The sequence below is a fragment of the Ruegeria sp. AE4 genome (assembly GCF_056542185.1).
Map to the genome: position 1 here is coordinate 85,204 of NZ_JBQFZK010000009.1, position 13,118 is coordinate 98,321.

16 protein-coding genes are annotated in these 13,118 nt (G+C 58.2%); 14 read left to right on the forward strand and 2 right to left on the reverse strand.

From position 1 onward, the window contains the following. The first annotated feature begins 32 nt into the window (after window positions 1-32). Window positions 33-956 (forward strand): LysR family transcriptional regulator, encoded by a 924-nt coding sequence (locus ACR0EK_RS12590; RefSeq protein WP_480488272.1) that lies wholly within the window; start codon window positions 33-35, stop codon window positions 954-956. Here ACR0EK_RS12590 and irrA read toward each other — a convergent pair. After that, entirely contained in the window at window positions 934-1,350 is a 417-nt protein-coding gene (gene irrA, locus ACR0EK_RS12595) for an iron response transcriptional regulator IrrA (RefSeq protein WP_267366106.1), read from the reverse strand. The two genes, ACR0EK_RS12590 and irrA, sit on opposite strands and share 23 nt — an antisense overlap. 188 nt (window positions 1,351-1,538) lie before the next feature. Between irrA and fabA the strand changes: the two genes are divergently transcribed. The 4 genes from fabA to ACR0EK_RS12615 are packed head-to-tail and all read left to right on the forward strand — an operon-like array spanning window position 1,539 to window position 4,344. Further along, on the forward strand, window positions 1,539-2,048 hold the full coding sequence (gene fabA / locus ACR0EK_RS12600) for a bifunctional 3-hydroxydecanoyl-ACP dehydratase/trans-2-decenoyl-ACP isomerase (protein ID WP_480900158.1): 510 nt from the start codon (window positions 1,539-1,541) through the stop codon (window positions 2,046-2,048). A gap of 31 nt (window positions 2,049-2,079) precedes the next feature. Further along, a complete protein-coding gene (gene fabB, locus ACR0EK_RS12605) occupies window positions 2,080-3,309 on the forward strand; it encodes a beta-ketoacyl-ACP synthase I (RefSeq protein WP_267366100.1) in 1,230 nt (409 codons plus the stop codon). A gap of 5 nt (window positions 3,310-3,314) precedes the next feature. Beyond that, on the forward strand, window positions 3,315-4,106 hold the full coding sequence (locus tag ACR0EK_RS12610; protein WP_480488276.1) for an enoyl-ACP reductase FabI: 792 nt from the start codon (window positions 3,315-3,317) through the stop codon (window positions 4,104-4,106). Window positions 4,107-4,164: 58 nt separating this feature from the next. After that, on the forward strand, window positions 4,165-4,344 hold the full coding sequence (locus ACR0EK_RS12615) for a hypothetical protein (protein ID WP_267366102.1): 180 nt from the start codon (window positions 4,165-4,167) through the stop codon (window positions 4,342-4,344). A gap of 33 nt (window positions 4,345-4,377) precedes the next feature. Here the strand turns inward: ACR0EK_RS12615 and ACR0EK_RS12620 are convergent, their stop codons facing one another. Next, the gene (locus ACR0EK_RS12620; protein ID WP_209505363.1) at window positions 4,378-4,806 is read right to left on the reverse strand and encodes an FKBP-type peptidyl-prolyl cis-trans isomerase; all 429 of its coding nucleotides are present in this window, start codon (window positions 4,804-4,806) and stop codon (window positions 4,378-4,380) included. A 126-nt stretch (window positions 4,807-4,932) separates the two neighbouring features. Here ACR0EK_RS12620 and ACR0EK_RS12625 point away from each other — a divergent pair, with 126 nt between their 5' ends. From ACR0EK_RS12625 to ACR0EK_RS12665, 9 genes are all read left to right on the forward strand, one after another. Beyond that, window positions 4,933-5,619 carry a haloacid dehalogenase type II gene (locus tag ACR0EK_RS12625; RefSeq protein ID WP_480900160.1) on the forward strand — a complete coding sequence of 229 codons (687 nt, stop codon included), beginning with the start codon at window positions 4,933-4,935 and terminating at the stop codon, window positions 5,617-5,619. Continuing rightward, a complete protein-coding gene (locus ACR0EK_RS12630; protein ID WP_480900161.1) occupies window positions 5,619-6,449 on the forward strand; it encodes an alpha/beta fold hydrolase in 831 nt (276 codons plus the stop codon). Before ACR0EK_RS12625 ends, ACR0EK_RS12630 begins: the two co-directional genes overlap by 1 nt. Then, a complete protein-coding gene (locus ACR0EK_RS12635; protein WP_480900163.1) occupies window positions 6,446-7,420 on the forward strand; it encodes a threonine ammonia-lyase in 975 nt (324 codons plus the stop codon). Before ACR0EK_RS12630 ends, ACR0EK_RS12635 begins: the two co-directional genes overlap by 4 nt. Before the next feature lie 60 nt (window positions 7,421-7,480). Next, on the forward strand, window positions 7,481-8,269 hold the full coding sequence (gene pcaD, locus ACR0EK_RS12640; RefSeq protein ID WP_480900165.1) for a 3-oxoadipate enol-lactonase: 789 nt from the start codon (window positions 7,481-7,483) through the stop codon (window positions 8,267-8,269). 12 nt (window positions 8,270-8,281) lie between these two features. Then, a complete protein-coding gene (locus ACR0EK_RS12645; RefSeq protein WP_480967849.1) occupies window positions 8,282-8,998 on the forward strand; it encodes an alpha/beta fold hydrolase in 717 nt (238 codons plus the stop codon). Window positions 8,999-9,084: 86 nt separating this feature from the next. Next, on the forward strand, window positions 9,085-10,284 hold the full coding sequence (locus ACR0EK_RS12650) for a TCR/Tet family MFS transporter (protein ID WP_480967850.1): 1,200 nt from the start codon (window positions 9,085-9,087) through the stop codon (window positions 10,282-10,284). An 82-nt stretch (window positions 10,285-10,366) separates the two neighbouring features. Next, window positions 10,367-11,461, forward strand: coding sequence for a Zn-dependent alcohol dehydrogenase (locus ACR0EK_RS12655; RefSeq protein WP_480967851.1), 1,095 nt, complete (start codon window positions 10,367-10,369; stop codon window positions 11,459-11,461). 23 nt (window positions 11,462-11,484) lie between these two features. Beyond that, window positions 11,485-12,717: a mandelate racemase/muconate lactonizing enzyme family protein gene (locus ACR0EK_RS12660; RefSeq protein WP_480967852.1), complete on the forward strand. Its 1,233-nt coding sequence runs from the start codon at window positions 11,485-11,487 to the stop codon at window positions 12,715-12,717. 111 nt (window positions 12,718-12,828) lie between these two features. Then, entirely contained in the window at window positions 12,829-13,116 is a 288-nt protein-coding gene (locus tag ACR0EK_RS12665) for an ArsR/SmtB family transcription factor (RefSeq protein WP_480920338.1), read from the forward strand. Window positions 13,117-13,118 lie beyond the last annotated feature (2 nt).

Sequence of the window (13,118 nt, forward strand, 5' to 3'; positions counted from 1 at the left end):
AAATCATATCTTTCGAAGCTATAATTAACTTCATGTTATATATTTCACTGCGTCAGTACGAATATGTTTGCGCGGTCGGGCGCCACGGCAGCCTGTCCGCAGCCGCACAATACCTGAATGTTTCGCAACCAGCCCTGTCTACAGCCCTGACGCGTGTCGAAGCACATGTGGGTCACCCTCTGTTCATCCGCCGCCGAGGCTCGGCCATGGCGCTGACGCCTCAGGGGCGAAAATTCATCGATCAGGCCGAGACCCTGCTAAAAGGCGCAGCCCAAATCGAGTCATCAGAAACTCCGCCGTCGGGTACGACACGTCTAAGATTGGGGTGTTTTACGGACCTCGCCCCCTTCCTATTAGCACCCGCCCTGCACCATTTGCGCGACACTTTTCCAAACATCGCAATCACATACTTTGCTGCTTCCTTTGAAGGGCTGCTGAACAGATTAATTGATGGCCAGATCGATATTGCCATCACCTATGAGCTGACAATGGATGCGGGGTTCACACGAACAAAACTGTTCGACAGTCAACCAAAGGCCCTAATGCCACCGGATCATCTGTTGGCGACAGCGGGCATGGTCTCACTGGCTGACTTGGCTGCTCACCCGTTGATCCTGTCAACAGAAGGCTGGTCGGCCCAACACATCCTCAGTCTCTTCCGGCGCAACGGTCTGCACCCGACTGTCGCGCATAGGGCGGCGTCGATTGAGATCCAGCGCAGTCTTGCCGCCCATGGCGAAGGGATCGGGATCAGTTATACCAGCCCGCTCAGCCCGGTCAGTTATGACAATAAACGTCTTGTCAGTGTTCCGATCAGCAATCAGGACGCAACTGAATCGGTTGTACTTGCGCGCCACGGAACAGGGCCCTCTGACGCAACGATTGATCAGGTTGAACGTTTGTTGTTGGCGAGTTTGAGAGGCGGTATTGGCGCTACTTTTTGCGCAGGCGAATGACAACGTCGACCGAGGCAATCTCGACCCCTTCGGGTGCTTCGGGCAGGCGCTGGATCACCAATTGGTCCGACGGCGCGTCACTCAGGCGCGCCTCATCCTCCCAATAAAAATGAGGGTGATCATGCGTGTTCGTGTCGAAATAGCTTTTTGACCCGTCCACGGTGATTTCCTGCAGAACGCCAGCGTCGCAAAACGCGCGCAGGGTATTGTAAACCGTCGCCAGTGAAACAGCGTCGCCATTCGCCTTGGCCGATTCAAACAGGCTCTCGGCGGTGACGTGACGATGGCGGCCATCGCCCACCAGAAGCTCGGCCAACGCCACACGTTGACGCGTCGGACGCAGGCCGGCGTTCACCAGCCAACCCGTTGCTATATCGCCGCTCTGCGGTGTCATTGATCCGATACCCATAGTTACTTCCATTATATATAGGAGCGCATGGTTGGCAATTTCAAATGAAATTCATTCGCAAAGAACGCGGCATACACAACATGATGTGGCCGCTGCTCTTGCAGGACCTTGCAAACGGGTGCTAGACGAGGCCAGATATAACGAACGGACCCACGGCAGGAGAGGCGGCAAGAATGGCCCAGTTCCCAAGCAGTTTTGACAAAGACGATCTGCTGAAATGCGCCCGCGGCGAATTATTTGGCCCCGGCAATGCACAATTGCCCGCCCCGCCAATGCTGATGATGGACCGGATTACCGACATCTCGGAAGACGGTGGCCTGCACGGCAAGGGCCATGTGCTGGCCGAGTTCGATATCACCCCTGAACTTTGGTTCTTTGACTGCCATTTTCCCGGCAACCCAATTATGCCGGGCTGCCTGGGCCTTGACGGTCTATGGCAGCTGACCGGTTTCAACCTTGGTTGGCGCGGATGGCAAGGGCGCGGCATGGCCGTCGGCGTGGGCGAAGTGAAACTGACCGGTATGGTTCGTCCAGACCGCAAGATGATAACGTATAAAATCGATTTCAAGAAAGCGATTCAGACACGTCGCCTGACCATGGGTGTGGCAGATGGAATCGTCGAAGCCGATGGCGAGATGATCTATGATGTCAAAGATATGAAGGTCGTTTTGTCCGAGGCCTGAGCCTGACCGACCCGAAATAAGGAGTGCGCACATGCGTCGAGTAGTCGTCACCGGTCTGGGGGTAGTATCTTCGATCGGGAATAATGCCCAAGAGGTTCTGGCCTCGCTCAAAGCAGGCAAGTCCGGGATCGAAGCCAGCGAACAGATGGCAGAACACGGATTTCGCAGTCAGATCGCGGGTACGCTCAAGATTGACGTGGCTGAACACGTGGACAAACGCACGCTGCGCTTCATGGGTCCGGGCGCGGCTTACGCTCATATCGCCATGTCTCAGGCCATTGCAGATTCCGGCCTGACCGAGGATCAGGTGGCCAACCCGCGCACAGGTCTGGTGGCTGGGTCTGGCGGCCCTTCGACAAGCGCGATGCTGACCGCTCATCAGACGGTTCTGAGTACCGGCGCAACCAAGCGGATCGGGCCGTTCGCTGTGCCGAAATGCATGTGCTCGACAATCTCGGCAAACCTGGCGACCGCGTTCAAGATCAAGGGTATCAACTATTCGATCACCTCGGCCTGCTCGACTTCGCTGCATTGCATCGGCAACGCGGCCGAACAGATCATGCTGGGTAAACAGGACGTCATGTTTGCTGGCGGCGGCGAAGAACTGGACTGGACGCTTTCGTGCCTGTTCGATGCGATGGGTGCGATGTCGTCGAAATACAATGATACGCCCGACAAAGCCTCGCGCGCGTTTGACGAGAACCGTGACGGGTTTGTGATTTCCGGTGGCGGCGGCATCCTCGTTCTGGAAGAGCTGGAGCACGCGCTGGCTCGCGGCGCAAAGATTTATGCCGAAGTCACCGGCTATGCCGCTACCTCGGATGGCCACGACATGGTGGCCCCTTCGGGTGAAGGCGGTGAGCGCGCGATGCGGCTGGCGCTGGCCACATTGCCCGAAGGTCGCAAAGTCGGCTATATCAATGCACATGGAACCTCGACCCCTGTCGGTGACGTAGGCGAAGTAGAGGCTGTGCGCCGCATCTTCGGTGAAGGCAATGTGCCACCGATTTCTTCGACCAAATCGATGACTGGCCACGCGCAAGGCGCGGCAGGAGCGCTTGAGGCGATCTTCTGCCTGCTCATGCTGGACAATGATTTCATCACGCCGTCGATCAATGTCGACACACTCGCCCAAGGCATCTTGCCCGGTGAAATTGCAACTGAAGTGGTTGAAAACGCAGGACTGGACAGTGTCATGACCAACAGCTTCGGCTTTGGCGGCACCAACGGGTCCATGATTCTGTCTAAGTATAACGGGTGAAAGTGATGTCGGATCTTCTCAAAGGTAAGCGCGGCCTGATCATGGGCGTGGCCAATGACCGCTCAATCGCGTGGGGCATTGCCAAGGCCATGCACGAGGCAGGCGCAGAACTGGCCTTCACCTATCAGGGCGAGGCTTTCGGCAAACGGCTGGAACCTCTCGCTAAAAGCCTTGGCAGCGATTTCATGGTGGATGCCGATGTGACCGACGACGAGTCACTGGATCGTGCCTTTGGTGAACTGGCCCAGCGTTGGCCCACCATCGACTTTGTTGTTCATGCCATTGCGTATTCGGATAAATCCGAGCTGACAGGCCGGTTTCTGAATACCACGCGGGCGAACTTCAAACACTCGATGGACGTGTCGGCCTATTCCTTTATCGAGGTGGCACGCCGCGCCTATCCGATGATGAAGGACAATGGGGGCTCGCTGCTGACGCTGACCTATCAGGGATCAAACCGGGTGGTACCGAACTACAACGTCATGGGTGTTGCCAAGGCGGCGCTGGAATCGGCGACCCGTTATCTGGCCAATGACCTTGGCCCGGATGGTATCCGCGTGAACGCAATCTCACCGGGACCGATGAAAACCCTTGCCGGTGCCGCCATTGGCGGGGCGCGCAGGACATATAAGTTCTGCGATCAGAATGCGCCGATGCGTTCGAATGCCACTCTGGAAGCTGTTGGCGGGACCGCAGTTTACCTGACATCTGATGCGGGAGCCTGCACGTCCGGAGAAATCATCCGCGTTGATGGGGGTTTCCACGTTCTGGGCATGCCGCAACCCGATTTCATGTGACCATATCTTTCCCTGCCGCCGCCAAGATTTCACCATCTTTGGGCGGCAGGACTTCGATATGAGCAAGCTAGATCAAATCATTGCAAACAACGCACGATCAGTGCAAAGCCGGAAAAAGTCCGGTTTCCTCAGCCAGCGGGCCAGAGTGCTGCTGCTTGCGCTGACATCATTACTGCTGGTGTTTGTCTTTTTCACCCAGCCACAGGTACGTGCAGCTGTTGAAGCTTTGATCGGCTGAAGTCCGGGCAGGCGTTCCAACCCGAACTATGTCTCAATTGATCGAGACGACTTCAATCTCAAACACCAGATCCTGACCGGCCAACGGATGGTTTCCATCCAGGGTCACAGTCGCTTCGTTGGCGTCCACAACTGTCACAGGTACGGCCTGACCGTCTGGTGTCTGCATCTGCAGTTGAGTGCCCGGATCCAGCGGAATATCCTCGGGAATACCCTCGCGGGGGATTTCCTGACGCATCGCAGGGTTGATCGGGCCGTAGGCGTCGGTGCAGGCAATCTCGACCCGTTTCTTGTCACCTGCGGACAAACCGGGCATGGCACTGTCCAGACCGGGAATGATCTGGCCCGATCCTACCACGAACTCCAACGGATCGCGCCCATCCGAACTGTCAAAGACTTTGCCATCCAACAATGTCCCTGTGTAATGGATGCGAACAGTGTCACCTTGCTTGATTTCGGTCATAGTGGCCTCCGGCCGTTTTTAGGGGTTAAGCGGCCAACCCTAGAGGTTGACACAAAGTTGTAAACCCTTGGCCCTTTCCCCCCCTTTCGCGTTGTGCCAACCTGCGCGCAATCAAAGGAGGGTCATATGGCAATCACGACCTGCGTGTTCGACGCCTACGGAACGCTGTTTGACGTAGCGGCCGCCGCCCGGCAGGCAGCAGGCGAGCCGGGGTTCGAAGCCCTGAAAGACAAATGGCCCGAGGTCGCAGGGCACTGGCGCCTGAAGCAATTGCAATACACATGGCTGCGTGCTGTGGCGGATGCCCATGCGGATTTTTGGGATGTCACACAGGACGGGCTGGACTGGGCGCTGGAAGCTGCCGGCCTCCAGGGCAATCCAGAATTGCGCCAACGCCTGCTGGATCTTTATTGGGAGTTACAGGCCTATCCCGAAGTTCCTGTCATGCTGAAAGCCCTCAAGGATGGCGGGATGCAGACTGCCATCCTGTCCAACGGATCACCGCCCATGCTGGACGGCGCTGTTCAGTCCGCCGGTATCGGCGATGTGCTGGATGACGTGCTCTCGGTCGAAAGCGTTGGGGTCTTCAAGCCCCATTCCCGTGTCTATGATCTGGTTCAGAACAGGTTTGACTGCGCCCGTGACCAGGTCTTGTTCGTCAGTTCGAACGGCTGGGATGCCGCAGGGGCCAGCGGTTATGGTTTTGTCACCGCCTGGGTCAATCGGATCGGGGAACCAATGGACCGGCTGCCGTGGACGCCAGCGCATGTACTGTCTGACTTGACCACCATTCCCAAACTGGCTGGTCTTTGATGCCGGACTTCACGACTTCGGACGGCAAGCGCATCTATTTCGAAGACCATGGATCGGGCACGCCGCTTTTGTGTCTGGCCGGATTGACCAGAAACAGCCGGGATTTCTCGTATTTTGCACCACATGCCACTGAGCTGCGTATGATTGCTATGGATTACAGGGGGCGCGGCCGCTCGGACTACGACCCCAATTTCATGAACTACAACGTCTTTCGTGAATCCCATGACGCGATTGAACTGCTGGATGTACTGGGCATCGAAAAAGCGGCCATTCTGGGCACCTCGCGGGGCGGACTGATTGCCATGGCATTGGCGGCAAGCCACCCCGAACGTTTGGCCGGTGTGATTCTGAACGATGTGGGGCCGGTCATCGAGACGTCAGGCATCGCCAAGATCATGGCCTACGTGGGCGCACAACCCACCGCGAAAACCTATGACGAAGCTGCTGCTGCCCTGAAACATGTGATGGAGCCGCAATTCCCCGGAGTTCCCCTGGAGATCTGGCGCAAACAGGCCGAAATTCAATACAAACAACAAGGGGACAGGCTGGCGCTGCGCTATGACCCGGCCCTGCGCAAAGCGCTTCTGGAACAGGCCCCGAGCGGTGCCATACCCGATTACTGGTTGTTTTTTGAAGCGCTGCGCAACATACCCTGCGGCGCGATCAGGGGCGCGAACTCGGACGTTCTGAGCGCCGAAACCCTGGCTGAGATGCATCAGCGGCATCCCAGTCTGATCTCGGCCGAAGTGCCGGATCGCGGGCATGTTCCGTTCCTGAATGAGCCTCAATCTCTGGATGTCATCAAAAAGGTATTGAAGAACGCTGCATGAGCACAATTGAAATGATCGAAGCCGCGGCCAAACGGCTTAAGGGACATGTCCGCGAGACACCAATTCTGTCGTCGCCATTTCTTGACGCGATCGCCGGGCGCCGGATTTGGGTCAAGCCGGAATGCCTGCAACATACGGGCAGTTTCAAGTTTCGGGGGGCTTGGTCTGCCATATCCGCCCTAGAGGAAGACATACGCCAGCGCGGCGTGATTGCCTATTCCTCGGGCAACCACGCGCAGGGCGTTGCGATGGCGGCGTCGAAACATGGAATTGCTTCGGTCATTGTCATGCCGTCGGACGCGCCGCACCTGAAAATCGAAAACACCCGCGCGCTTGGGGGTGAAGTTGTTCTTTACGACCGTGCAAACGAGAGTCGCGAAGAGATCGGGGAAACCATCGCAGCCGAACGCGGGCTAACCCTGATCCGGCCATATGACGAGCCTCAGGTGATTGCCGGGCAAGGTACCACCGGCTTGGAAATCGCCAGACAGGCAGCGGAACTTGGGGTTTCTCAGGCGGATGTTCTGGTCTGTTGTGGTGGTGGCGGCCTCACCTCTGGCATTGCGCTGGCACTTGAAAAACACGCCCCCGACCTAAGGGTACGCCCGTGCGAACCGGAAGGGTTCGATGACGTAAAACGATCACTGGCAACGGGACGGATTCAGAACAACAACGCGGCATCAGGCAATATTTGCGATGCCATCCTGACACCGCAACCCGGCGACATCACCTTTCCCATCCTCAACCGTCTTTGCGGGCCCGGTATTTCGGTCACCGAAGACGAGGCGCTGCGGGCCATGGCACTTGCTTTCCTGCGCCTTAAGATCGTGCTGGAACCCGGCGGCGCTGTTGCATTGGCCTCGGCCCTGTTCCGGGGCGACGAGATTGAGGGCGACGACGTGATCGTGGTCACCTCGGGCGGTAACGTCGATCCGGATATTTTTGCCAGGGCGTTGGAATTCCTGACCTGACAGGCACCCCAAACCTGTGCAAATTGCACCTGGAACGCCGGGGCTGCAAGGACCTGAGTCATGATGATCGCTGATCTGGGCGACGTGAAACTGAATTACCGTGTTGATGGTGCGGCGGATGGCGCGCCACTGGTTTTTGCCAACTCATTAGGAACAAACCTGCACCTGTGGGACGTCGTGTTACCGCACTTGCCCAAGGGGTTGCGCATCATCCGGTATGACAAACGCGGACATGGGCAATCCTCGGCTCCCCCGGCGCCTTATTCTATGGGCGCCCTGATCCGCGATGCCGAGGCGCTGCTGGATCACCTGAAGGTTCGCGACTGCGTTTTTGTCGGCCTGTCCATTGGCGGGATGATTGCACAGGGACTGGCCGTCAAACGTATGGATCAGATACGTGCGCTGGTTCTGTCGAACACCGCTGCCAAAATCGCCACACCCGCAGTCTGGCAGGATCGGATCGACGCAGTGCGTCGCGGTGGGATCGAAGCGCTGGCAGACGCCACGATGGAACGCTGGTTTTCTCGTGATTTCCGCGCGGCGCAAGACCACCTGTCATGGCGCGACATGATGATCAGCCAACCGCTTGACGGGTATCTGGGCTGTTGCGCTGCCATCGCCGGGACCGACTTCTATACACCCACAAGCGGCCTGCGCCTGCCTACACTTGGCATCGCCGGAAGCGCGGACGGCTCGACCCCGCCCGATCTGGTGCGCGAAACTGTTGACCTGATCCCCGGATCGCGGTTCGAACTGATCCGCAGAGCTGGTCATTTGCCCTGTGTCGAGAAACCCGCAGAATACGCAGCAATCCTAACCCGGTTTCTGACCGATATCGGGCATATCTGAAGGAGAACAGCAATGGCGTCTTTCCTGTTGGTCCACGGCTCTTGCCACGGAGCCTGGTGCTGGCGCGATCTGATCCCTGCGCTTGAGGCTTTGGGACACTCTGCCCGGGCCATCGACATGCCCAGCCATGGTGCGGATCCAACGCCGGTGTCCGAGGTTACACTGGACAGTTGCCGCGATGCCGTTCTGAACGCCTGCACGCCCGATACGATTGTCGTGGGTCACTCGTGGGGCGGCTATCCGATCAGCGCCGCAGCCGAGGCTCGGCCGGACGCCATGCGCGCCCTGATCTTTCTGTGCGCCTACGTGCCTCACGATGGGCTTTCGCTGGCAGATATGCGCAGGCGCGGGCCACGGCAAACCATTGCTCACGCAGTGGAAAAATCCGCAGACGGTCTGTCTTACACCGTGTCGGTAGACGCCATCCCCAGGCTGTTCTATCACGATTGTCCGGACGATATTCTGCCTTACGCCTATGCGCGCCTGTGCCCACAGGCCATTCTCCCCCAGGAAACACCACTGCCGGTCGGCACGAACTTCAACGAAGTACCCAAGGCCTATGTCCGCACCACGGATGACCAAACAATCCCCACGGAGTATCAGGCGGACATGTGCGCGTTCATCCCGAAGGAACTGCGACGAACCATCGACAGTTCGCATTCTCCGTTTTTCTCGCATCCACAGGAACTGGCCGGATTGCTAAGCGAATTGGCAAGCAAATTCGGGTGATACAGCAGATTGTACGTAAAACTCTGTCTTCCCACATTCGGTGACTGTGCCTAGGGTGCCCCGAACAGATCACCTGCCCGAGTCCCATGCGCCTGCCATCACTCTTCATCCTCAGCATCGTCATGATCGACGCAATGGGCATTGGTCTGGTGATGCCAATCATGCCGCAACTGATTGTTGACGTGCAGGGCAGCTCGCTTGCCAATGCGGCAATCTGGGGCGGAGTGCTGAGTACCGCATTTGCGGCGATGCAATTCATCTTTGGTCCAATCCTTGGAAACCTGTCCGACGCCTATGGCCGCAGAACCGTGCTGCTGGTGTCGCTGTTCGTCATGGCGCTTGATTATATGGTCATGGCCGTGGCGGGCAGTATCTGGCTGTTGCTGGCCGGTCGCATTGTCGGCGGTATTACCGCAGCCACGCATTCCACCGCTGCCGCGTTCATGGCGGATATTTCCGATCCCAAGGACAAGGCCGCGAACTTTGGTCTGTTGGGGGCTGCCTTTGGCGTGGGTTTTGTCCTCGGCCCGGTGATCGGCGGATTGCTCAGTGAATATGGAACCCGTGCCCCGTTTTGGGTGGCGGCAGGGCTGGTGGCACTGATCTTTGTCATCGGCTGTTTCGTAATGCCAGAAACCGTGACCGACAAGAACCGGCGCGCCTTCAACCTGCGCCGCGCCAACCCGGTGAATTCGCTGCGCGCGATTGCTGCGCTGCCCGGTATCCGACCTATGCTGTGGGTCTACTTTCTGTATTCGGTCTCAATCTACGTCTACCCCGCCATCTGGTCCTTTTTCACCACCGAACGGTTCGGCTGGTCCCCTCAGATGATCGGCCTGTCACTGGGCGTCTATGGGATCGGCATGGCCGTTGTGCAGGGCGGTCTGATCCGTCCCGCAATCCGATTATGCGGAGAACGGGGCGCCATCATCTACGGGATGGGTTTTGAGATTCTTAGTTTCGCAATTTTGGCCTTTCTGACCAACGGGTTCATTGCGCTTTTGTTCATCCCAATCACCGCAATCGGGGCAATCACGACACCGGCACTTCAGGCAATGATGTCCAAAGCGACACCGGATTCGCAGCAAGGAGAGTTGCAAGGCGTGTTGGCCGCGCTCCACGCGCTTTCGATGGTAATCTCGCCTCTGGTCATGACCAGCGTATTTGCGCAATTCATTCGCCCCGACACACCGCTGTACCTGCCGGGTGCTCCGTTCCTGCTGGCATTGGCGCTGATGCTGGCCGGGTTTGTGCTGTTTCGCCGGTCCCCGCCTGTCGTGGCTTAACAACGACACACACATGACGGTTTCTGCCTTGCGATCAATCCTTTCCCACGCCACCGTGGGCCCAACGGAAGTGAGGGAAAACATGCAAACAATCAAAGCCGCAGTCTGCCGGGCATTCGGCGAACCCTTGGTTATCGAAGAGGTTCAGCTGGCACCCCCCGGCACGGGCGAGGTCGAAGTGACGCTGGATGCAGTAGCCATCTGCCATTCGGACATATCCTATGCCGAAGGTGCCTGGGGCGGCTTTCTGCCCGCCGTTTACGGCCACGAAGCCGCAGGCGTGATCTCCGCAGTTGGAGAGGCCGCCGGTGACTTCAGGATTGGCGAGCCCGTGGTTGTAACGCTGATCCGCGCGTGCGGGTCCTGCCCCACCTGTGCCGGAGGGCACCCGACAAATTGCGAAACACCGTACGACACCGTCAAAGGCCCGCTAAAAACGGCTGACGGTAGTCCTCTGGAACAGGCCATGGCCTGCGGTGCGTTTGCCGAAAAAGTTGTGGTGAGCCATCGGCAAATCGTCAGGATCCCCGAAAACCTGCCCAAAGACCTGGCTAGCCTTCTGTCTTGCGGGGTAATCACCGGGGTTGGTGCTGCGGTAAACGCGGCCGGTCTGCGTCCGGGTCAGGATGTTGTGGTCATCGGCGCCGGCGGCGTTGGCCTGAACGCTATTCAGGGCGCGCGGATCGCAGGCGCAAGGCGGATCGTGGCTGTCGACATGACCGAAGAAAAGCTGGAAATCGCAAAGGAATTCGGCGCGACCCATGGCGTTCTGGCCAGCTTGCAAGAACCCTGGAACGCGGCGTTCGATGCCCTTGGCAGGCGCGGCGCCGATGCGGTTCTGATCACTGTCGGCGCAATCGCCGCCTATGATCAGGCCCCGCGCTATCTTGGCCGCGGCGGCAAGGCCATCATGATCGGAATGCCGCATTCGGGCGGCATGGCCAGCTATGAACCGGTTGTTCTGGCAGCCCTGGGTCAGGGTGTTGTCGGCTCGAAAATGGGTGATGTGGTTATTCAGCGGGACATCCCATGGATGATTGACCTTTATGAGCAGGGTCGGTTGAAACTGGACGAGTTGATCTCGGGCCGCTGGTCGCTGGACCAGATCAACGAGGCCATTGCCGATACCAAAACCGGATCTGCCAAGCGCAACGTGATCCTGTTCGACAGAACCTGATCCCCCGGCTCGGAGGAACTGAGATGAAACTGCAGGATCTCGACATCATCGTCACTGCCCCACCCGCTCCGGGTTGGGGGGGACGATACTGGATATTGGTCAAACTGACGACAGATACCGGCATCACCGGTTGGGGCGAATGCTATGCCTCGTCCGTCGGACCCGAGGCGATGCGCCACGTCATCCGGGATGTGTTCGAACGGCACATGCTGGGCGAGAACCCCGAAAACATCGAGCTCATGTTCCGTCGCGCCTATTCCAGCGGTTTCACGCAGCGCCCCGACCTGACGGTAATGGGCGCATTCTCGGGGTTGGAGATTGCCTGTTGGGATATTCTTGGCAAGGATCGCGACCGTCCGGTTTATGCGCTGCTGGGCGGCAAGGTGAACGAACGAATTCGTGCCTACACGTACCTCTACCCTTTGCCGCATCACAATTTGACCGACTTCTGGACCTCTCCCGAACAAGCGGGCGAAACCGCTGCTGAAATGGTGCGGCGCGGCTATACCGCTGTGAAATTCGACCCGGCAGGCCCCTATACGATCCGTGGCGGCCACATGCCTGCGATGAGTGACATTTCCATGTCCGTCGCCTTTTGTAAGGCAATTCGCGATGCGGTGGGGGACAAGGCCGACCTGCTGTTTGGCACACACGGTCAGTTCAACACGGCTGGAGCCATCCGGCTGGGGCAGGCGCTGGAACCATACCAGCCCCTATGGTTCGAAGAACCCACGCCACCTGATATGATCGAGGACATGGCCCGTGTCGCCCGCAACGTCCGTATCCCCATCGCCACCGGAGAACGCATGACAACCAAGGCCGAGTTCGGAGCCGTTCTGCGCGCCGGGGCTGCGGAAATCCTGCAACCGGCGCTGGGGCGTGCCGGCGGAATCTGGGAGATGAAGAAAGTCGCCGCCATAGCAGAGATATTCAACGCTCAGATGGCACCGCATCTTTATGCGGGTCCGGTGGAATGGGCCGCCAATATCCACCTGGCCGCGTCGATCCCGAACCTGCTGCTGCTGGAAACCATTGAAACACCGTTCCACAATCAGCTGATCAAAGGGTCCATTCAGGTCGAGGACGGCTTTGTGGTCGCTCCGACAGGCCCGGGACTTGGGATCGATGTCGACGAAGACCTGGCCCGCGCGCACCCGTATGAAGGTCGTGGCTTGCATCTGCAAATGCAGGAAGAGCCCTGCGATTACGTTAACGGTAATGCTTTTCAGGGCGGTGCCCCTGCAACCGAGGGGTGACAACATAGACGTGTTTGAGGCATATTAACCCAAGATTAACGGAACAACGGTCAAAACGTGACACTCCTAGAAACCGAACCTCAGGCACACACCTCGGACACACCATCTGAAATGAAAGAAAATGCAGCCCGCGCGGCTGCATTTCTCAAGACACTGGCGCATGAAGGGCGCCTGATGATCCTGTGCCACCTCGGGAGTGGTGAGAAATCGGTAGGCCAGCTTGAGGATTTGCTGCAATTGCGGCAAGCCGCCGTCAGCCAAATGCTGGCCCGTCTGCGGGAGGAAGGATTTGTCACCACCCGAAGAGATGGCAAAACGATCTATTATTCGCTGCGCGATGGGAATGCTGCGCAGCTGATCGGTCTGCTGTACGATCTGTTTTGCGAACCTGCCAACTGATC